The sequence below is a fragment of the Mucilaginibacter sp. OK268 genome, from assembly GCF_900103125.1.
Lineage (GTDB): Bacteria > Bacteroidota > Bacteroidia > Sphingobacteriales > Sphingobacteriaceae > Mucilaginibacter.
On record NZ_FNJV01000015.1, the window covers coordinates 26,405 to 48,392 of the forward strand.

General features: G+C 41.4%; 14 protein-coding genes and 1 tRNA gene. 9 read left to right on the plus strand and 6 right to left on the minus strand.

Annotation, left to right across the window (positions count from 1 at the left end; all coding sequences use genetic code 11):
- The gene (locus tag BLR84_RS28995; RefSeq protein WP_090473758.1) at window positions 1-957 is read right to left on the minus strand and encodes a hypothetical protein; all 957 of its coding nucleotides are present in this window, start codon (window positions 955-957) and stop codon (window positions 1-3) included.
- 610 nt (window positions 958-1,567) lie between these two features.
- On the opposite strand from BLR84_RS28995, the gene BLR84_RS30205 reads away from it, so the two are divergent.
- The 7 genes from BLR84_RS30205 to BLR84_RS29025 all read left to right on the plus strand — a co-directional run bounded on the left by BLR84_RS30205 (window position 1,568) and on the right by BLR84_RS29025 (window position 12,333).
- Window positions 1,568-1,732, plus strand: coding sequence for a hypothetical protein (locus BLR84_RS30205; protein WP_176852184.1), 165 nt, complete (start codon window positions 1,568-1,570; stop codon window positions 1,730-1,732).
- Window positions 1,733-1,741: 9 nt separating this feature from the next.
- A complete protein-coding gene (locus tag BLR84_RS29000) occupies window positions 1,742-2,431 on the plus strand; it encodes a hypothetical protein (RefSeq protein WP_090473759.1) in 690 nt (229 codons plus the stop codon).
- Window positions 2,432-2,555: 124 nt separating this feature from the next.
- Entirely contained in the window at window positions 2,556-6,464 is a 3,909-nt protein-coding gene (locus BLR84_RS29005; protein ID WP_090473760.1) for a DUF5977 domain-containing protein, read from the plus strand.
- Window positions 6,465-6,502: 38 nt separating this feature from the next.
- Window positions 6,503-10,129 carry a DUF6443 domain-containing protein gene (locus BLR84_RS29010; protein WP_090473761.1) on the plus strand — a complete coding sequence of 1,209 codons (3,627 nt, stop codon included), beginning with the start codon at window positions 6,503-6,505 and terminating at the stop codon, window positions 10,127-10,129.
- Window positions 10,130-10,131: 2 nt separating this feature from the next.
- Window positions 10,132-10,821, plus strand: coding sequence for a hypothetical protein (locus BLR84_RS29015; RefSeq protein ID WP_090473762.1), 690 nt, complete (start codon window positions 10,132-10,134; stop codon window positions 10,819-10,821).
- A 991-nt stretch (window positions 10,822-11,812) separates the two neighbouring features.
- Window positions 11,813-12,073, plus strand: coding sequence for a JAB domain-containing protein (locus BLR84_RS30650; protein WP_369829209.1), 261 nt, complete (start codon window positions 11,813-11,815; stop codon window positions 12,071-12,073).
- A 186-nt stretch (window positions 12,074-12,259) separates the two neighbouring features.
- Window positions 12,260-12,333 (plus strand) — tRNA-Pro (locus BLR84_RS29025).
- Between the two features lie 82 nt (window positions 12,334-12,415).
- Here the strand turns inward: BLR84_RS29025 and BLR84_RS29030 are convergent.
- The 5 genes from BLR84_RS29030 to BLR84_RS29050 all read right to left on the minus strand — a co-directional run bounded on the left by BLR84_RS29030 (window position 12,416) and on the right by BLR84_RS29050 (window position 19,733).
- The gene (locus BLR84_RS29030; RefSeq protein ID WP_090473763.1) at window positions 12,416-12,943 is read right to left on the minus strand and encodes a hypothetical protein; all 528 of its coding nucleotides are present in this window, start codon (window positions 12,941-12,943) and stop codon (window positions 12,416-12,418) included.
- Between the two features lie 177 nt (window positions 12,944-13,120).
- The gene (locus BLR84_RS29035; RefSeq protein WP_090473764.1) at window positions 13,121-13,678 is read right to left on the minus strand and encodes a histidine phosphatase family protein; all 558 of its coding nucleotides are present in this window, start codon (window positions 13,676-13,678) and stop codon (window positions 13,121-13,123) included.
- Between the two features lie 129 nt (window positions 13,679-13,807).
- Entirely contained in the window at window positions 13,808-15,418 is a 1,611-nt protein-coding gene (locus tag BLR84_RS29040) for a hypothetical protein (RefSeq protein WP_090473765.1), read from the minus strand.
- A 46-nt stretch (window positions 15,419-15,464) separates the two neighbouring features.
- A complete protein-coding gene (locus BLR84_RS29045) occupies window positions 15,465-16,889 on the minus strand; it encodes a hypothetical protein (RefSeq protein ID WP_090473766.1) in 1,425 nt (474 codons plus the stop codon).
- 12 nt (window positions 16,890-16,901) lie between these two features.
- Window positions 16,902-19,733, minus strand: coding sequence for a TonB-dependent receptor domain-containing protein (locus tag BLR84_RS29050; protein ID WP_090473767.1), 2,832 nt, complete (start codon window positions 19,731-19,733; stop codon window positions 16,902-16,904).
- A 335-nt stretch (window positions 19,734-20,068) separates the two neighbouring features.
- On the opposite strand from BLR84_RS29050, the gene BLR84_RS29055 reads away from it, so the two are divergent.
- Window positions 20,069-20,656 (plus strand): RNA polymerase sigma-70 factor, encoded by a 588-nt coding sequence (locus tag BLR84_RS29055; protein WP_090473768.1) that lies wholly within the window; start codon window positions 20,069-20,071, stop codon window positions 20,654-20,656.
- 61 nt (window positions 20,657-20,717) lie between these two features.
- Window positions 20,718-21,797, plus strand: a complete 1,080-nt coding sequence (locus BLR84_RS29060; protein WP_090473769.1) for a FecR family protein — start codon at window positions 20,718-20,720, stop codon at window positions 21,795-21,797.
- Window positions 21,798-21,988: the final 191 nt, after the last annotated feature.

Here is a 21,988-nt window from a genome sequence, read left to right on the forward strand (position 1 = left end):
TTACTGCAATACAAAACTCCTTAAATCACTGGACTGGCCCTCATTTCCAGCCGCATTAATCGCGCTCACTTTCCAGAAGATGCGATCACCTGAATTACCTGCATTGAAACTAAAGCTGGTTGTGCTTAATACCACTGGAAAGGTATTGTTATAGGGCGTTGTGGAATCACTCTTGTAAACGGCCAACTTGTATTTGACAGCGGAAGTGACTGTATTCCAGGTTAAATTAATCGGCAGACTGACTGTAGCATTGTTTTGCGGCTGGTTTAGTGTAACCATAGCCGGACGCGTGTTATCATAAGTGATCTGGTTGATGGTTGACCATTTGGATTGTTCTGTTTCATTTTCTGCCCGGACCCGCCACTGATAAACCTGGTTTCTGGGAAAGGTGAACGCGAATTGTTGTCCGGGTATGACCTGATCCTTCACCACGGTATTTTCGTCGGCGAAATTATTGGAATCGATCTGTAGGTGGTATTTGGTGGCGTTATATAAAGCACCCCATTTGAATGTGACAGCCGCCTGGCTGGTCAGCGTGTTGTTGGCAGGAGTGGAAAGGGTGATCGTTTGACCGGTGAGGGAAGAGGCCAGTACGGTAAAACCTTGAGGCGCTGAATAATTGGTTTGCGAGCTGCCGTTCTCGGCCCTTACACGCCACTCGTAGTTTCCCGGGTCCATGGTCAGCGAGAATTTAGTCCCTTTGACCAGGGTATCGATGACCAGGCCACCGATTGAATCAAATTTAGGGGTTACTACCTGCAGACGGTAAGATAAAGCATCTTCCACGTCGGTCCACCAGAAATTGACCGTATAGTTGGTACTTTGATACTGATTGGCAGGTGCGTTTAGCTGAACCTGTCTTTTGTTGATGGAGGGTTCAATAAATTCCTTACAGGAAGAAAGCAGGTTAGTTAGGACCAGTGTGGTCAGTAAGGAAAATAAGGTTTTTAGTTTCATCAGCGCTCTTCAAACATGTGCCTTTAAAATTATATATTATAAATTTAATTCAAGTATTGTTTTTACAATTATCAGCGATGGTATTTTGATCAAAGGTTATCTGTTCTTACTGAAAATGCAAATAGTTTGATTCTCACCTGTGACTTTACAACTTTCATTACGTTTGAGCGCCCAACACCCAGCCAACTAAATCAAACGCAACGCCAGTTTTTTGTGTGAAGCATTGTAGCCGCACTTCGTGCTGCCTCTACAAAGATCCTCTCCTCTATTCGCAGACGGCTCGCAGAAGAATCCACAAGTGTTTATTAATTATTACAATAAACAATATGAATATTTTATAAGTAACATTTGTTTGAAATGATAAATAATTATATTTGAAGCGTCTAAAAATAGAACGCATAAATAACTAGCCTGTCACAATGAAACTACCACATCAATCCGGGCCATTTATTAAGGTCTAATCCACATACATATATTATAGGAAATCTAATGCCCCTCAAACTAAAGGTTTATGGCCTTATCGGAAGTAATGTATTGGCTTTGATCTGTAATATGATACTCTAATAAGAATTTAACAAGGATACATAAACAAATCAGAACAATTCTCATAATGAAAAAAACACTACTGGACCTTATTGCCATAAGTGCGTTCTCAAATCAGGTATTTAGCCAAACAAAAACAGTGACCGTTGATGCGAATGATGCTTTAAACAGCAATACTAAAATAGTGGCACAAACATCTAGCGGACAAATTTTTTTACCGGACATCAATTAGGGTCAACCTATGCCTATCCTTCTGCCGGGATATTCAGGGCATGGACAGATAATCCAACAGGAGCGTCCAATGTTTTTTTTTGACGGGATTGCCGCAGGGACGACTAATTTTAGCGTAAGAGCAGATGGACAAGGATATTTTGCGGGCAATGTAGGTATTGGAACTACGACACCTCAAAGCAAATTTGAAATCAATAATGGTAGCTACACCAATGATAATCAATTAATTGTTTCGGGCGCTGAGGCAACAAGATATTACGGAGTAATGGGTATCACCATGCCATCAGGAAATACGGTTTTATCGTTCGGTACTAGAAGTAATAATACCAATTTTTTCGAGACATTGAATCTGTTCAATGGCAATGTCGGAATTGGTAAGACCAATCCACAGAATAAACTGGATGTCAACGGTAGGATACACTCTCAATCAGTGCTCATAGACATGAACGGTTGGTCAGACTACGTTTTCAAAAAGGATTATCATTTGCCATCACTTCAAGAAGTAAAAGCATACATCGAGCAAAACCAGCATTTGCCAGAAATACCATCTGAACAGCAAATTGCTAAAGAAGGGTTGAATCTTGGAGAGATGAATAAGCTATTGATGAAGAAGGTGGAGGAGCTGACTTTGTATCTGATTGCAATGAAGGAAGAAATTAGCAGTTTAAAAGGACAAGTTCAGACCTTAAAATCCCAATAAAGATATATCTAATAGTTAAAATAGCTTCGAAGAACTTCTAAGACAAGACCCCATGCATAGGTATTGGGAATGTTTCTGATTTAAGATCTAAACAATGTCTTTCCGGTTCGTAACTAATTAATGTATGAAAAAAATATTATTCTTCCTTGCGGCAATACTTTTAAGTTCCTTTTTATTTGCGCAGCAGAAGATGAACAGTCTGCAAGCGACAACAACTGCTCCTGGGTCTGGTGGTGCGATTGGTGTGGACATACCCAACATCCTTCCGCCATCTCCGTCTGTTTCTGAAATAACGAAGTATGAATTGGTCGGGCCAAGCCTAAGTACCGGAGCTGTCAATACCCATATTAATGTGCATGCCTACTCCACCAAGAACCTGCATATTCCTATTGATTTAAATTATAGCTCTACCGGATTAAAAATAGATCAGATCGCTTCCCGGGTAGGCTTGGGCTGGATGTTAAATGCCGGCGGCGTAATCAGCAGAACCGTTTTTGGGAACCCTGATGAAAGTGGGGCTTTTGCTGCGCCGCCGGCAGATTTTCCGGGAACGACAGGTAGTGCGCTGACCAGTTATATTAACTCGGTGACAACCGCCGGGTATGATACCCAGCCAGACCTCTTTAATTTCAGCTTCGGCGGTTATTCAGGACGTTTTATCATTCAAGGCAGTGTAATTAACAAGCTTGAACAAAATAACTTGAATATACAGGGCAACCCGGTATCCGGATTTGCCATCACAACACCTGATGGTGTGAAATATGAATTTCAGGCTGTAGAGAGCTCGACGTCTATCAGTTCAGCAAATCTTAAGTACAGACAGGATATCCGTAACGCATGGTATCTTACCCAAATTACTCACCCAGAGGGCGATATTATCTACCTTAAATATGAAAGCTGCCAGTTTACGTATGTAGCTTCCCTTAACCAGAACATCAACTTTCTGGACGGAGATGCTGATGATCCAAATGAGCTTGCTCCTTGTGAGGACTTTCAAAACCTGAATCAAAATACGACCACATTGATGAATAAGGGGGTATTCCTGACAGAGATCAGCAGCAACTCAAGAATGGGGGGCGTAATGAAGTTTTCCTATATCCCCAGGCAGGATATATCAGGTGACGTGGCCTTAAATCTGATCCAGTTATATGATGGAATCGGAAGTAAAACGGCAGAGTCTACATTGTTGTCGACAACGGCCAAAAAAACGGTCGAACTGAATTACAATTTTGTCAATTGTACCGGCTCAAATCCGGGTGTTACCGGCCGCATGTTTTTAACCGATGTTATTATCGATGACCAGGCATACAATTTCAAATACAAAAATACTGATCAACTACCGGCCCGTCTTTCCTTCGGGCAAGATGATTTTGGCTATTTTAATGGTAAAACCGGAAACCTCTCCTTGATTCCCAAACCTACAGGCAGCAAATATGCCAACGGCAGATACGGAGACCGGCATCCAAATTGGTATTACGCGCAATACGGGCTTTTGGAGAAGGTCATTTACCCCACAGGCGGATATGATAGCCTGGAATATGAGCCCAATCAGATTTATAGCGATTCTCCACCGGATTGTGATAATCCAAATACAACTTTTCATGTCCAGCTAACCGGAACTTCAACATTAAAACATAATAACGTTTATTACAGTGATCCTATCCATATGACTTGTGATCAGACACAAACACTGAATGTTAGCTGTATTCCTTTGCACCGGAGTTCCGAAGGACTGCCAACTTATCCCCAGGGAGAATATGGCGTATTTGCAGGACTTGCAGATTTGAACCATAATATCATAACGACCGTGCCCATCTCCGCCGCAGTCGATCAAACTACTAATGCGGATTTTCATTTTCCGCCGGGCGATTATTATATTTATATGCAGGTGCAGGGGGATTCCAGAGGTATTGTAACGACCGACTATAATAGCAGTACTGCTACCAAGGGCAATAAGGATGTTGCCGGTTTGCGGATCAAGCGGGTGCTTTCTTATGACCAGGCGACTGACCGGCTGACGGCAAAAAGATTTATTTACGATACGATAGGTACGGATGGCGTTACCCGTTCGTCCGGTGCATTACTGGATCTTCCGCCTAAGTACATACATTCTTATAAAAGCTTTAAACAAAAACCAGGGGCGTCTGATCCAGGGGCACCATCTTTCTGTAATCTAAAAACCTGCTTGTATACACAGGTATCTTCCGCGAATTATTACGAAACTAATGGAACAGGTAATCACATCACTTACAGTAAGGTGACAGAAAGTATTGGGGATAACTTCGAGGGTGGCGGTGTAGAACACACTTTTTTTGCAGGAACCGTAGAGACATCCGGGATTTTGGTTGGTAACACCATACCCACAGTCCCCTTGTCCAATATCAACCGATATATGGGTTTAGAAAGAGAGCAAAAAACTTTCAGGAAAAATGGAACTCAAACCATCGTTTTGAAAGATGTTCAGACTAACTATACAGATGATCCTCGTTTAGGTTTGAGCAATACTTATTATGTGATTCAAGCCGATGGCGGGAGTTCTTTTTCATGTGATTTTATCAATACAATACAAGATTATAAATGGCTGAACGTAGCTTTTTATTCGCTTTACAGTGGATGGCTTTATCCTTCATCGATTAAAACGATTACTTATGATTCCAATGGACAGAACCCCGTGACTACGCTGGAAAGTTACACCTATAACAATCCGGTTAATCAATTGCTAAGTATTCAGCAAACGACCAATAGCAGAGGTGAAACATTGGAAACAGATAATTTTTACCCCCAGGATAATATTACAGGTTTAAGCGATGCGGCTTCGGCCGCTAAGGCTGAGTTGGTTAATCGGAATATTATTTCACCCGTTATCGTTCAAAAGAATATTAAAAATGGGACAGTGTTATCAATGTCCAGGGTAAATTATCAGATTTGGCCTAATAATTTAATCTTACCAGCAAGCGTGGAAAGCCAGCTTCTCGCCAATCCTATCGAAACCAGGGTATTGTTTAACCGGTATGACAAGAATGGTAATATATTACAGGCTCAAAAACCAGGAGGCCCTGTCGTTGCTTACCTATGGGACTATACCAACTCCTATGTCATTGCAGAGGCCACTAATGCGGCATATAATGATATAGCCTACTCATCATTTGAAGCGGACAGTAGCGGAAATTGGAATGTTGTTTCACCGATCAGGGATACGCAAAATGCCGTTACGGGCTCTCGTAGCTATAATCTCTCTAATGGAGGTATCAGTAAAACAAATTTAAACGGTAGCATTATATACAAGGTTTCTTACTGGTTAAAAAGCACAACTCCACTAACGATTGCAGGAACATTGACCGGTTATCCCAAGGCCGGCAGGAACTATAATGGATGGTATTATTATGAGCATCTGATCACCGGACAAAACACCATATCTCTTAGCGGGACGGTTCTGATCGACGAACTGAGATTACATCGATCCGATGCACAAATGCTTACTTACACTTATAGCCCGCTAACAGGAATTAATTCAGAAAACGATGCCAAGAATAGAATATCATATTATGACTATGATGGGTTTAACCGGTTACAGAATGTAAAGGATATCAATGGAAATATTACCACTCATTACGATTATAATTATGCGGGTCCAAATGTCAATTATGGAGCACATCTCGCCTATTATAACGTGCTTCAATCCGGTCCTTTTACCAGGAATGATTGTGGCGGAAATTTTGGGACAACAGTAATGTATTCGAAGGCAGCTGGCCTGTACCGCTCAATCATTAGCCAGCAAGATGCCGATAATCAGGCCGTAGTCGCCTTAAATGCTGAAGGACAAGCTTATGCCAATCAAAACGGAAGTTGTATAGCTTGCTCTGGCGAAAGCAATAAATTTATCAACAACACGTGTGAAGCGGGGCTGAAGATCTATACAGCATCGGTACGACAAGCAGGGAAGTTTCTCTGTACCTATCATTACAAATGGTCTGACAATTCAATAAGCACAGATTACACAGAAATTAGTACAACCGACTGTATGTTGCTTTAATGATATCAAAATAGGATCAACCTAAAAGACATTATCACATGAAGAATATAAAAAGAAGGCTTTTAGCCTTCGGTTTATGGCTTATCACGTTCAGCGTGAGAGCACAGACGCAGGTAACGGCACCCATGACGGGAACCCCCACTGCCGGCTCGTATTTCAGTTATAGCGGTATTACGCTGAGCCCGAACTTCAGTTTTACTGCCACAGCAGGCAGCAGCCTGAGCCTGTATATCGCCAACCCGGATTGCCAGCAACTGGCGAACAGTTTTAATCAGAACCAGAACTATATTGTTACCTCAGTGCCCAGGGTTGGCAATATGAAGAATGTAGGTTCAACCCCGAACTCCGGGGATTTTATTAACCGGACAACCTGCGAGCTAATGCAGACGGTACAATACTTTGACGGCCTGGGCAGACCGTTGCAAACGGTGCAGGTACAAGGCAGCCCCTTGAGCAAAGATGTGGTACAAGCCTTTGCTTATGACCAGTTCGGGCGTGAAGTACAGAAATACCTGCCTTATGTTACCGCAGGCAGTAATGACGGGAGCTATAAAGCAAACGCACTGAGTGGAGGGCAAAACCAGTTCTACACGGCCCCACCTACGGGAGTGGCAACAACAACCAGTCCATTCGCTATTACCAACTTCGAACCTTCGCCCTTAAACCGGATACTGGAACAAGGGGCAGCGGGAGCAGACTGGCAGCCGGTAGCGAATAGTACAACCGGTCATACCCAGAAAGCAGTGTACACGACCAATAATGTCACGGCATTAACAGATACTGCCAACACGATGCTGGCAGCCTTGTATACCGTAACGATCAATGCTAACCAAAGCCGAACATTAGCCAGGAACGGCAATTACGGGGCAGGCCAGCTGTATGTCACTATCGGTAAAGATGAGAACTGGAAAAGCGGCAGGGGCGGAACAACGGAAGAATATAAAGACAAAGAGGGCCACGTGGTATTGAAACGGACGTTTAATTATACCGGAACCACTTTACAGATCCTGTCGACTTACTATGTATATGACGACCTGGGTAACCTGGCTTTTGTATTGGCACCAAGAGCGCTGGCAGATATTGCATTACCTTCAACGGTATTGCTCAATAACCTATGCTACCAGTATCGCTATGACGAACGGAACCGGCTGACGCAAAAGAAAATCCCGGGCAAAGGCTGGGAGTTCACGGTATACAATAAACTGGATCAGCCGGTGCTTGGCCAGGATAGTCTGCAAAGACAAAGTAACCAATGGACAGTAACCAAGTACGATGCCTTGGGCCGGGTGATCATGACGGGATTGTGGAACGCGGGCTCGGTATACCCTTTATCCACCTTGCAAACCAATATATACGGGGTAACCCAATGGGATACCCGCGATCAGACGAATAATACAACCTCTTATCCCTCAGGCTATGTGCTGGGTAGTTACCCGGTAATTACCAAAACGCTGAACATTAATTATTATGATGATTACAATATCCCCAATCTGCCGGTCGGTTATCTGGTGACCAGTGGGGTTAGTGCGATGACCAAAGGCCTGCTGACAGCCAGTTTGACCGCGGTGCTGAATACGATTACCAACGCCACTCCGGATATGCTTTGGGATGTGAACTATTATGACGATAAAGGGAGGAACATCTGGAGCTATAAACAACATTACCTGGGCGGAACGGTAAACGCGGCTAATTTTGATGTGGTACTGAGCACCTACAATTTCAATGACCAGGTGACCAGTACGAACCGGCGACATTTTACCACGGCCACGGCAGGTACGCCGAAACTAACAATCATTAACCAGTACAGCTATGACCATATGGGCAGGAAACTGACGACCAGGGAACAGATCCAGAACGGGACCCAGGCAGCAGATGTGAATGCGATCCTATCCAAGGTAGACTATAACGAATTGGGCCAGGTATGGAAAAAACACCTGCACAGTACAGACAGTACAACCTTTAAACAGGATGTTACGTACGGTTATAATGAACGAGGCTGGCTATTAACCAGCAGCGCGCCATTGTTTGCCGAAGCTTTGTATTACAATACGGGCACCAGTAAACAGTATAACGGCAATATCGCCTATCAATACTGGGGAACGCCGGGCAGCCTGACGAAGAACTATGCCTATGGCTACGATCAGCTGAACCGGTTGACAGCAGCAACAGCTTCTACGGGTAACCACGAGAATGGAATTACCTATGATATGATAGGTAATATCACAGCACTGAATCGTTATTCGAACAGTACACTGATCGATCAACTGACCTACACGTACCCAACGGGCAGCAGCCAGTTACAAGCCGTTACAGACGCGACGGCCAGCGACGTGGGGCAGAAACACGGTACAGCCGGCTATACCTATGACGGAAACGGTAACCTGATTAGTGACAATAGCAAAGGGATCTCGAATATCGCCTACAATTTGTTGAACCTGCCGCAAGCTATCGCGGGCAAGAGCACGTTTTATACGTATGATGCCACGGGACAAAAACTATCAAGACTGATCGGCACAGCCAAGACAGATTATATCGAGGGTATCCAGTATGACGGAACAGCATCATCATCCACGATCAGTTTTATCCAGACGGAAGAAGGTCGCGCCTTGCCGAAGGATGCGAGTACTTATAACTATGAATACAGCTTAACCGACCATTTGGGCAACAGCCGGGTGAACTTTGACACGGGCACGGGTACAACCCGTCAAGTACAGGTAGATGATTATTATGCCTTCGGTATGGAGATCAACACGAGTGTAGCCAGTCCAAAAAATGAGTATCTTTACAATAAGAAGGAACTGCAAGAGAACCTGGGCTTATACGATTATGGTGCCAGGTTCTATGACCCGGTGATCGGAAGGTGGACGAGTGTGGATCCGTTGGTTGAAGCTGGGCAGGAAAGCACAACACCTTATGGATATGTGTTTAATAACCCAATTCGGCTAACTGATCCGAATGGAAAGGCTCCTTGCTGTGGTGGTTTTAGCGATGATATAGATTTGGTTACTGGGATAGCCCATGCCTACCTGTCGGATGTAACTACGGGCAATTTGTCACCGGCGCAATATGGCAATTCATTAGTGGGTGGATTCGGAGAAAAAGTTGGTCACATAGTTGCATTTGGGCAAGGGTTAAGTGAAATAGGATCAGGAGGAACGGGAGCTGTAGGGGGAGTTTTGGGAGCACCAGAGAGCTTAGGAGCATCTTTGGTAATTGAGGCGCCTTCTATAGCTTTAATTGGACATGGCGCATGGACATCAAAAAATGCTGTAGTTGGACTTCTTGGTGGTAATGGAGTATTAAACGCATCAAGTGGTCAACCCACAAGTGATCAAACTTCGAATAAAGAGCCTAATGGCAATTCCCTTTCAAGTCAAAAAGAGCAACATGGTTATTCTGTACGAGATAAAAAGACCGACGAAATAAAAGAATTTGGTATTAGCGGGCAAACAGCCAAAAGAGATGCTACAGGAGTGTTTAAATCTTCTCCACGCATCTCACAAAAATTAAGTACTAAATATAAAGGCAACTCTAGCGTTTATGGTAAGTTTGAAACTTGGCTTAAAAATCGAGCTGAAGCAGTACAGTGGGAAAAAGATCAAGTAACAGATTATAATAACAAAAATGGTCAGGCACCTGAAAATCAGAAAAGACCAAAACCTTAATTATGAAACTCAATTCTATATCAATTCGAACTGTTTTTAAACACCCCCATCAATTTGATTTTAATATTCAAACATGGTGTATACAAGAGCAGTATTGGTCATATTTAAAGAAATATGATGTGGGACAATTCAGAAGGATTATTGTTCGTGTTAATGATACGAATATAATAACTGAATATGATAATATTATTGATGAGCCTTCTAATGACGTTATTGCTATCAATAAATATTTTGATATAGCAAGTTTTCTCAACATGAATGTGTTTGAGAAGAAGAGAGCACTGCTTGAACTTTTACATAACTGCATGCTTTATTTGGCTGGACAATATGGGTGGGAAAAGGAGTCGCTGCTTAATGCTTATCATGAATGTGTTGAAAGCAATCTTGAATATAAGTTCAAAGTAAAAAATAAAGATTTTAAATCTCCAACAAAAGAATTTATCGGCTATATACAATGCTATTGGGATATAGATAAATTTACAGCAACTGGGGTAATCTTAAGAAAAGATGAACACCCATTAAGGCAAGAAGTAATTATGGAAATTGAACCTTATCACGCTGAATTTATATATTACAGCACATGTAAGTGGGATGATCCGTACACATTTAGCTTGTATTCAAAAGAGGGGAAAAAGTGGAGCATAGCGATAACAAGTAAAGCCCAACCATTCGTTGGGCTTTACTTGTTATAAGCTAACCTTGTTTTAGCATACTAAATAAGATCATCAATGGGGTAAATTCATCCAGGCAAGATAAGGTATCTTATTAAAAGGTATTGAGGTTTGTTGGCAGATAAATAATAGGAAAAGTTACCTTTTAAAACTAGCAGGTTAAAATCACACCCAACCAATCCACAGCAACAACCAAACAGAATTAAACAAGCTTCAAATGTCTTATAGAGTCAATTGCAAGTCAAACAACAATCTACCTTTTAAAGACAGTAGTCAGATATAGTATTTTAACCATCATCAACCACTTTCCTTTTTCCTATTTTTCTAACAATCTTGCTACTATAAGGGTACTTACAAAAACACTCAAAAAATAGGAAAGTGTTACTTACAAGTCTTACCTTTTAAGAAGTCAAGGTGAAAAGGCATTTAACCTATCAAACAATAATTTCTTTCATTTTACCAGTTTGCTACACTTGATATTAAGGGTGTTAAAAACCCTCTTTTTTGAAAAAGTGTAGCAAGCTAATTGCAATTTCACATTTTTGAATTAGGAATTTGAATCTGCACATTTTTAAATCATCCTGTATAGAGATATAGAACTTAGATGTAAAAATGTGCTGAATGAAAAGGAAGGGAGAGTGAGATAATAATTATCCAGCAAAGTTAAGTGTGAGCCTGGAATACAAGGCAAGGAACTACGGCATAAACACTACCCTACTCACTGCCTTTCATTTATTCCGTTCCTCCTTGCATTTAATTCAATCTTGCACTTGTTAGGGCACCATAATTATTTATTCACTTAACAATTCAGATTATGGAAATGCAAAACATGCTTCATTGTGCAGAAATTCAGTTGACCTATAGGTCTGTTATTAAGGCTCAACACAGGCTCAAGATTGAAACGGGTAGTCAAGCCTATGAATTACTCTTATCGTCCTGGGATAAAGGTAATATAGAGTTTATAGAGCAATTTAAATTGATGTTACTAAACCGATCTAATTAAGTACTTGGTATTTATACAGTGAGTACAGGAGGAATGGCAGGTTGCTTTGTAGATGTGAAGTTGGTCTTTGCATCAGCTTTGCTAAGTTGTACTCATCACGTGATATTGGCACATAATCATCCATCGAGTAACCTACAGCCAAGTGAGTTAGATTTGGGTATGACGAGGAGAATTAAAGAGGCTGGAAAGGTGTTGGACATTCAGGTGTTAGATGACATCATTGTAACAACAGACGGTTACTATTCATTTGCAGATGAAGGGCTGATATAAACGATTTTGATTTAGTTTTTCAACTATTATATTTGCAATCTGGTTTGTTTACGAACCTGTTTACTACCGCTGATATTAAAATCATCATCGGGCATTAATTAACAAATTATTTAAACCGGTATCGAAACGATAAATGACAGAAAGACAAGGACTTGTGATGTGAGTTGCAGGCCTTTCCAACTATTTCGGGATGTAGCGTAGCCCGGTATCGCGCCAGCATGGGGTGCTGGAGGTCGTGGGTTCGAATCCCGCCATCCCGACGAAAAAGAAAAAGCCTTCATTGTTTTTGACAATCAAGGCTTTTAAATTATCTTCTTAAGATAAGTGAATCTGGCGTTTAACTTACTTAGAACCGCCAAATAAACCGGTCAGTTTTCCTAATATACCGCCACCGCTTCCTTCTGCGTTGTCAGCACCGCCGCCGTGGAAAAGATTAAGCGCATCGCTTATATCAAATTTACCGTCGGCCCCACCTAATGAACCTAAAATGCTTTGAATATTAAAGGAGCTATCGCCGGCATCGTTTGTTTTGTTGGCTAATTGTCCTAAAACCTGGGGTATCAGGCTGCTTGCTGTTGATTGGGCCGCGGCGCCGTCAACTCCATAATTATTTTGCAGTTTACCGCTAAACTGTTGTATAATTTGACTCACAATGGGATTACTAGTCAAATCGCCACCACCACCTTTAAGCAGGTCCAGAACACCAGACAGGCCACCTCCACCCGATGAGGCGTGGCTCCCCAATACATCCATTATGGATGAGGAAGCATCCTGTACAGCGGCTTCGTTGTGTTCATTCGGAATTTGAGGGTTATTGGTAATCGCATCTCCTGCATTTTGTGTCACCAATTGAAGTAGGTTCTCTAACATGTTTTTCTGTTTTTAAGGATATAATTGATTTATAATATACGTTGTGACATTAGGAAGGTATATAAAGATACACAACCCATCTTTAGCAAAAAAGAAAAAATCGGAGGAACGCAAAATCTTTATCAATAAAAGTTGATAAGAATATCCAGGATCGGTATTCCTGAAGAGCCCGGAAATTTAAAAACTGCAATCAGCAGAGGGGTATATATTTTCTTTATCAAAGGAAATTGTGGCAATTCCGTTTTTGAATGTCACCACCCAGATACTGTCATAATCGTCATCGGGCCATTTTAAACCGGTTTCTTTTACGCCTAAAGCCCTTACAATAGGCACGATATTGTTATGTTCCCAAATCACCAGGGTAGTTCCGGCCCTGCTTTTAAGATCCGCGGCAATTCCTAATGAATCCTTCTCCTGTCGGCTGCTGTTAATCGTCAGGTTATACTTTGCTGCTAAAGGAACAATGGTTTGAAACATCCGGGAATGTTTGGTAGCTTCTCCCAAACCCATAGCCGGGACGAAAAGATAAGCGGGGACACCAAATTTAGCTTTGATAACAGCCGGAAGTTTTAATGATCTGTTCACTCCCTGGCAGGTGAGGTTATCTCCTTTTACAGGTTTTTCGGCATGGCGTATGAATACGATTTTGAGGTTGGATGATTGAGCAGATGAGTTTGATACGATAAAACATACACAAACCAACAACATAGCACCGGTTTTGATCAATAAATTCATTTGTTGGTGGGAAATTATAAAGGATAGCTGAATTTAAATTCGGCTATCCTTTTTTTAAGTAAAATTTAAAAATAGCAGGACATTTACCGGTTCATATGATTAGGAATAAGAGCCGGTATTATCCGGCTGTTAATTAACTGTTGTTACATTAGCATTAGCCCAAAAAGTTTTTATGACAGATGATTTTGGAGCACCATTGTTCGGAATTATATCAAAGGACACCCTGACAGCCACTTTTTGACTTGATGAAAATTGAAGAAACCGATTGGTTTGGGTGTTAAGAGAAATAGGCTCATCATATTCATCTAAAGCTTGGGAAACAGCAACATAATTTCCAACGGTCTCTATATTTCCGGTTGTTGTAAAGCCATAAAGAGGTGTTGGGTCTGATGGTTCAAGTAATATGACCATTTGATTGATATTAGCTATTTGTGCACCTGTGCTGCTATTATTAATTACCGCAGGATTGGTGACAAAGATCTGATCCATTTGAGTACCCAAAGAATAACTGGTAGTGTAATACCCCGCTGCATCAGGATTTGAGTGCTGAATAACGTTTATCGTTGGTTTTGCCGTTAAATTAAATACGCCCAATGTTTGATTATATAAAGGGACATAATTTTGAGCAGAGGAGGAAATATTGGTTCCCGGAACATATATAGAAGTTGGACTGGAGGGAAAAGAGCCGGCAGTTGTCTGGGTGCCACTTAAAGTTATTTGACTGTTAAGGTTTAAATTTATTGTAGGCGTGCTGCTGCTACCCCCAATTATAGCACTAAATAATCCAACAACAGCCCCTGGTATTCCGCCAGCGGCGCCAGATATTGCTCCTGTAACGCCTTTAAATAATGATTTAAAAATGCCTGCGGATAACCCAAGATCATTTTTTCCGGTGGAATCATTACCATGATCTTGTAAAATGCCTTGCCCAATAACACCCAAAGCACCCGTACCTAATACTGTTCCTCCTTTTTGCAAGGCTGTATTTAATGCTGTTCCTGGTGCACTTACAGGGCTTTTTATCGTCCCGGTTTCTGTTCCTCCCAGTGAGATCTTGGAAACACTATTAAAATTTGTAAACCAGCTTAATTGTATATCCTGGTAAGAGAGAGTGGCAATTTGCGGGTCATACGCCAGTTCATATTGGAGCATATACCACTTATTTGCCGCCAAAGGTTGTGAACCATCGGTTGGGGCTGGTTCAATTTGTGAAAAATTGGTTTGATTTTGGGATGGGTCGACAATATCGGTACCTAAGAAATTAAGCATAGATGAACCATGCGAGGAAACCACACTTACTCCATCAACAATGTAAGTTGAAGGATAAACAAATTGTGTAGTGGTATACAAATATACGCGCATTAGCCCACGGTATTTGTTATACAAAATAAAATATGGATTTTGCAATGTTCCGACGGCATTTGGATTAAATGTGTTATATACCAACACCCACCCATCTGCTGCTTTATGGTCATTAACAACGTCAATTCCAAATGTAGATGCAATACTGCCTTGTCCAATCCAGGGAGGTGGAATTTGCGATTGTCCGGGAGGCGTTGGCATCCAATCAATAGTTTCCCAATTAAATGAATAGGGTGTTATTGAATTTACCAGTTTTTTTGTACCTGTTGTTGACTTATCAGCTTCTGTGTTTGAGATAAGGTCTTTCTTGCAACCCTCAATCGATAAGATTAAGAGGCCTGATAGCAAAATAATTTTTTTTAACGTGTTTTTTTTCATGGGTAGATGGTTTAAGCGATGATATTTTATTTGTAAAGAAATTACTTTAATGTTGGTTACCTGCGCCATTTAACTGGTAACAACCAAGATCTGTACCCGGAGGGGTTGCATCAGAAAGGCCATAGATTTTATCCAGTGGCACCACAATCAGGGGTTTTATATCGGTGTTCCCTTTCCCAACCAACGGAGAACCGGGCTTCAGACGAAAATTGAAATTTCCGACGGCGCTGTATTGATCTAATGGATGCCCGATGGCGGGGAGTGGGAAATTCAGAAACAGAGGGTTGTTTTTCTGAACTACATCGTGACCGTCATAAAATGCCCCCGGCGAGTAGTTAGCCGGAAGATATTTAGGCGAGGTGTTAATAGATGGGATGTCGGTGATTTGCGGTTTGGTGATATAACCAACCGGATAAAATTGATTGGCGATACTGTCGACATCGGCCCATTGATAATTGTTGCCGTATGAAAGGTGAGCAACATCAGCAGCAGGATTACCCACCACACGGTACCCAAACCGGCAGTTTATGGCTACGTTATTATAGTACATTCCCGCAGCACCTTCTTCATAATTGATACAGCCGCCGCGACCGCTTTGTGTTTGCCGGTATCCGCCGCTTACAAAGGTGTTATTATACATTACCAGGTTGGTTTGTGGTGCGCCGATGGCTTGTGCTTTGTTGGATGCCTTTTGGCCATTGGTAGCCGTACCTACAAAAAGATTATAAGCCATGGTGCCTACTGTACCCCCTTTAGCATTTAAACAATCACCTCCTTTTACGCCATTCTTTTCAAAGGTATTCCGGAAGATAGCTACCTTTCCGGCCGATATACGTATGGGGTCGTCTACGCCGCCATATAGCCAGGAATCCTCCATAATAAAATTCCCTTTGTAATTGGCAAATAAAATACTGTATTGGTTACCTGCACCGGAGCCGGCAAGTTTTGAAGTAGCGTCGCCCTCGGTTAAACCGGCATATTCCACGTGAGTCCATCGCAGTACCATCAAATTACAGGTTGGGCCGCCAATAATGCCTTTCCATTTACCCGAATAAGCAGGATCTGCGGAGGGGGTGAAACCTCCCGGCGCATCGTTTTTTGTAATTCCCGGAATGGTTATCCAGTTAGGCTGTTTTTCGGAGCCATTACTCACCAGGGTACCCAAAACAATAAGGCTACTTTTAAGGCCCATGTTTAAAGTTACACCAGGCTGCATCAGCAGTGTGTCTGATGCGTTGATAACCAGATCACAGCCATCTTGAACGGTGTAGGTTTTGCCGCTAAGCATAGTGCCTTTTATTGGAGCTACTGTAGTGCCGCCACTGCAAGACAGGGGGGCCTTGTCGCTCACCGCATTGGCAACAGGCAAAGTATAATTATAAATATCTACATGCTCGCCTTTCCATTTCTGACAGCCCGAAACGGCCGCGAGTATTATCATGGAAATAATAGGAATTATATATTTTTTCATCGTTGTGTTATTTTAGAGTTTATATCGTAAACCGCCTAGGAATAATGTTTTATAATAGTCGCTTTGCACTAAAGTTTGGGCCGCTATATCCTGTTTACCCAAAAACTCTTGTAGTAGGTCCTTAACGTTATTATGAGGATATTTTAAATAAATTTTAGCAGCTGCATTAGTGAGGTTGTTGATTTTTCCATAAAAAGAAAAGTGCTTGGAAAAGGATTTTTCAAAAGAGAAATCTAACTGACCGTTAGCATGCTGGTAAAAATCAAGATTAGCGTATGCGGAAACCTGAGCGAGGCGTTCGCCGGTATATACGTATGCCAGTTGCATATCTAAACCTAATTCTGGGCTTTTGAATAATATGGAAGCATTGCCTACGTGATCTGCCTGGCCCTGAAGTGGGCGTGTTTCATTTACGGTACTATTCATTGGCTGCCCATTGAGTCCTGTGGGGCCATAACTAAGTTTGGTGGTAGTTAGCCTGGAATGGGTATAAGTATAATTAACAGAGAATCCAACTATACCAAAAAACTTAGTTGCCAAAGCCTCAAAACCATAATTTGTGGCATTACCAAGAGCATTTTGTGGTGTAATAGCCAAGTTGCTTGTGCTACTACCATCGCGGTCAACATAATATTCAATAGGGTTATAAATCTTTTTATAAAAAGTTCCCAATAATAACTGGGCTGCTCCGCCAGGGAAGAACTCGTACCGGATATCGTAATTATCAGCAGTAATGTGTTTTAATTGGGGGTTTCCTTTTTCTGTATAATACTCTCCATCAATTACTGTTGGTACTTGTTCTCCAAAACCAGGCCTGCTGATGGATGCAAAGTATGACGCTCTGATATTCTGATCATCAGTTATAGCGTATTTTAAATGGATGCTTGGCAAAACATCGGTATAAAGATATTTCCCACTTCTGCCTGATATGGTAATCGCCGACTGAGTAAGGTAGGTTAAATCAGTATTTTCAACACGTACACCCCCTAAAACCTGTAATTTGGGTAATATGTTAAATTTAACTTGCAGGTATTCTGCGTTATCATTTTCGGTTATACTATAGTTATTGCCTAAATCAGCACTACTGTTTCCGGTACCATCTCCCGGATTTGATATTTTAAATGGTATTGAGGTGAAATTATTATTGTAAGGAGTAGAGTCGCCTTTTAGCGTATAGCTCATATAATATGCATTTCTTGTTTTATGACGAAACAAGCCACCTGCCGAAAACTCAACAATTTTACCGGCAATCTTAGGAGTATAGATTAGGTTAGCGTAGCCGCTTATGTCCTGATCTTTATTGTTCTCCCAATGATGGGTAAGCGAAGTATTATTATTATATTCACTTATTAGGTTTCCCGAAGTGTTATATTTATTGTTGGCATCATATGAAAATTCAGTCCTGTCTGGCATATTACGAGTGGCTCTGGAATAAACCCCATCCCAATTAAACTTCCATTCGTCACCTAATATATGCTCTCCATGGAGCGTAGAATTGTAAATGCTTTGTTGGGTTAAAGTACTCCTGTTTGTTATAGTAACCAGTTTTTTAACAGCAACGGAATTTAATCCTAAACCAGTTGTATCTGCCGATAAGCGCGACTCGAATTCGTTTTGATGTATGTACAGATTGTATAATGAAATTTTATTTTTATCATCAATGGCATAGTCAATTTTATTATGGATACCTAATCGTTGTGTTTGGGTGGAATAAGTACGGTCATAAGCATCAGAAAATTGAGGGGTATTTGGTGTTGGGCTAAAATCGGGCTGTGCATTTGGTATTAACCGTTTAGAATTGGAGCCACGATAGATATTCTGATAACTGGCGGAAACAATTACACCCAGTTTATTATCCAGAAAACGGTCGCCAATGGTTAAGCCTGCAGTTGAGCTAAATGGCGTCGACATGTTTTTATCACTGGTGATGGCTTTATTATTAAAATCACTGTAAGTTGCCGCATAGCTATTACCATTAATGCTTGCCGGCGATTGCCTGTTAAGCGATGGGCCAAACGCCACGAATGGTCTGTTAGATGAGAATAAACTTGAAAAACCACCAGATATATTGGCGCTAAGCACAAACTGGTTAGGAGCGCTTTTCATGACCAAATTCATTACCCCACCAATGGCATCGCCCTCCATGCTTGGTGTAAGGGCTTTGATGACCTCCAGCCGGTCAAGCATTTCCGACGGAAATATATCCATGGGTACAAAGCGATACGCAGGATCGGGGCTCGGGATCTTGATTCCATTTACCAGTGTGGAGTTATAGCGTTGTTCCATACCGCGTATGATAGCGTAACGCCCTTCGCCGCTGGGCGAGCGCAGGATGCTTACACCACTAACGCGTTGTAAAGCATTGGCCACGGTTACATCGGGTAAAAGCTTGATGGTGTTGGCCGAAAGGATGTTTTGGATCATGCTGGCATTTTTCTCGATGCCCCGCGCTGCCCGATCTGTTTCTTTATTGCCCTGACCTGTAATTTTAACCTCGGCCACTTGTGTGCTTGCATCCTGCAGGTCAATATTGATGACCTTTATTTCGTCGGTAGTACTGATGTTACCTTCATAAACCTGCGAAGATTTATAGCCGATATAATTTACCTGTATTTTATAAGGACCTGTACGTACATTTTTAAAAATATAAGCTCCATTCAAGTTTACGGGAGCTATTTTGTTTACACCTTGTTGTGTTAAATGTACTGTTGCGCCGGCCAGGGGCTCGCCGGTTTTATAATCATCAACTTTACCTTTTATGGTCTGCGCAACAGACGAAAAGGCAAACAGGATGATTAAAGAAGAAAACAACAATAACCTGTTAAGGAAGTAGGAGTGTTTCATGGACTACGGATTTTTGATTTTCCGCAAAGAAACCCGTTGAATACTGGAGAAAAACTGAATAATCAACCCCAAACAGATTCAATAACCGAAACTTAACATAGGCTTAATTTATCGAATTAAATAGTTCCGATATGTCCGCTTATGTCGGTACATACTTAGTGGAGCTAAACCATTCCGGAATCGTGGTTAGGCGGCCATCCTTAATGAATTTGTAAATTGGAGTTACTATTTAGTCAATATAGTTTATTTCTGAGGCTTTTTTCAACCCTAAATTAGGTTTAACCAATTACCAGCATTTCTCCACCATAAATGCGCCTGTTCAAACCTGATTATACATGTTAAATATTGATGTTAAAGAGCTATTATTAAAAATAGCGCGTGATAATGATCTTGCAGCATTTAAAAAGATCTACTTTTTGTACTATGAACGATTATTAAAATTAGCCAGCTCTTTTGTAAAACAAACAGAAGTAGCCGAAGAAATTGTTGATGATGTATTTGTAAAAGTGTGGGCAAATCGAATTCGCTTAAGCGAAGTGAATAATTTAACGGTTTACTTGTATGTCGCTATAAAAAACCAGGCGCTTAATTACAACCAGGCAAACCGCATAGTCTGTATTGATATTGAATCGGTTGAGTTTGAATTAAAGGATCTCAACAGCTCTGTTGAAGACGTACTGATCACGGCCGAACTGGCCAAAGTTATTAATGGTGCCATACAACGCTTACCCGAACAATGCAAAATGGTATTTAAACTGGTTAAGGAAGACCACTTGAAATACCGTAGCGTTGCAGAAATACTGAGTATATCGCCTAAAACGGTAGAATATCATATGGGTAACGCCCTTAAAACTATAGCGGCGGCAATTTCAGCTTCGCCCGATCATCATAAAAGGTTCTTCAAAAAGGCATCTGCCAACTAAATTCATTTTTTCACTGGGGTGTTTTCATTTTTCCCTGTCCTTGTTATTGAAGCTAAAAACAATGGACCAGGAAACTCTTTGGATACTTTTAGGAAAAAAATTGAATAATGAAGCTAGCCCCGAAGAGCTTCAGCAACTGGATATATTGCTTGCCCAACCCTGGGCAGATGCTTACACCATACAGGTATTGGAAGCCCTATGGCAGCAAAACCCGGATCAACCGCCTCGCTTTATTTCGCACAAGTTACAGGAAAAGTGGGATCGTTTAGAAAATAAACTCGAAACAGATAACCATACAACAGATAATTTTCAAGGTCCGGAAGATAAGGTTGAAGCCCCTGCCAAAGTAAGAAACATCTGGCCTGGTTCGGCCCGCTTATCCATCGCGGCAGCTTGCTTGGTCTTTGGGCTGTTATCGTTTTTTTGCTGGCGAAGTTTTACCGGGGATAATATGGGTAAAACTTACCAGATCGCAGCTCCCCTTGGCGGTATTAGTAAAATAGTATTACCCGATGGTACCAAAGTATGGCTTAATGCCGGCAGCGAGATATTTTACGGAACAAACTATGGCGATAAATACAGGGAGATCCGCTTAACCGGCGAAGCCTTTTTTGATGTGGTAAAGGATAGCGAACATCCCTTTATCGTGAATACCACAACCATGCAGATCAAGGTATTGGGTACCGCTTTTAATGTAAAATCATATGCCAATGATATTGTTTCTGAAACATCGCTGATCAGGGGAAGGATAGAGCTTACACCAGTATCAAATCCCGATCATAAGATCATATTAAAACCTTCCGAAAAATTGACCATCCCCAACAAAGAAAAATACGATGCAAATGAAAATAATACCCTTATTACCCTAAGCACTTTTCATAAGGCAAAAAACGATTCTTTGCCATCAGAAGCGCAATGGCTTGAAAATAAGCTGGTGTTTGATGATGAATGTTTTGATGAAGTGGCCAAAAAAATGGAACGATGGTACAGCGTTTCTATCTCCTTTAAAAACGACCAACTGAAACAAAAAAAATTCAGCGGAAAGTTTACCAAAGAATCATTGACCACAGCCCTGGAAGCGCTTAAAGCCACCAGCAATTTCAACTTTTTAATTGATAACGATAAAGTGGTCATTTATTGACCGGCATATTGACCTTAAACCCCTTGCGTATGATAAAACTTGACCCATAAAAATGCTAATAAAACCAAAAAGCGGAGAATGTTGACGCATCCCCCGCAGTGTTGGTCCCTCAAAATTACCAGTCGTCTTAAACCAATAATTAAAGTAACCTAAAGACTAAATTATGAAAAAAAATGCTTGCCGCATAAGCA

Excerpts from the sequence above, each read along its gene's own strand:
- BLR84_RS29040 (WP_090473765.1), bottom strand. The coding sequence starts at position 15,418 with ATGAAAAAAAACACGTTAAAAAAAATTATTTTGCTATCAGGCCTCTTA.
- BLR84_RS29035 (WP_090473764.1), bottom strand. The coding sequence starts at position 13,678 with ATGAATTTATTGATCAAAACCGGTGCTATGTTGTTGGTTTGTGTATGT.
- BLR84_RS29050 (WP_090473767.1), bottom strand. The coding sequence starts at position 19,733 with ATGAAACACTCCTACTTCCTTAACAGGTTATTGTTGTTTTCTTCTTTA.
- BLR84_RS30205 (WP_176852184.1), top strand. The coding sequence starts at position 1,568 with ATGAAAAAAACACTACTGGACCTTATTGCCATAAGTGCGTTCTCAAAT.
- BLR84_RS29005 (WP_090473760.1), top strand. The coding sequence starts at position 2,556 with ATGAAAAAAATATTATTCTTCCTTGCGGCAATACTTTTAAGTTCCTTT.
- BLR84_RS29010 (WP_090473761.1), top strand. The coding sequence starts at position 6,503 with ATGAAGAATATAAAAAGAAGGCTTTTAGCCTTCGGTTTATGGCTTATC.
- BLR84_RS29000 (WP_090473759.1), top strand. The coding sequence starts at position 1,742 with ATGCCTATCCTTCTGCCGGGATATTCAGGGCATGGACAGATAATCCAA.
- BLR84_RS29030 (WP_090473763.1), bottom strand. The coding sequence starts at position 12,943 with ATGTTAGAGAACCTACTTCAATTGGTGACACAAAATGCAGGAGATGCG.
- BLR84_RS28995 (WP_090473758.1), bottom strand. The coding sequence starts at position 957 with ATGAAACTAAAAACCTTATTTTCCTTACTGACCACACTGGTCCTAACT.
- BLR84_RS29060 (WP_090473769.1), top strand. The coding sequence starts at position 20,718 with ATGGACCAGGAAACTCTTTGGATACTTTTAGGAAAAAAATTGAATAAT.
- BLR84_RS29045 (WP_090473766.1), bottom strand. The coding sequence starts at position 16,889 with ATGAAAAAATATATAATTCCTATTATTTCCATGATAATACTCGCGGCC.
- BLR84_RS29015 (WP_090473762.1), top strand. The coding sequence starts at position 10,132 with ATGAAACTCAATTCTATATCAATTCGAACTGTTTTTAAACACCCCCAT.
- BLR84_RS29055 (WP_090473768.1), top strand. The coding sequence starts at position 20,069 with ATGTTAAATATTGATGTTAAAGAGCTATTATTAAAAATAGCGCGTGAT.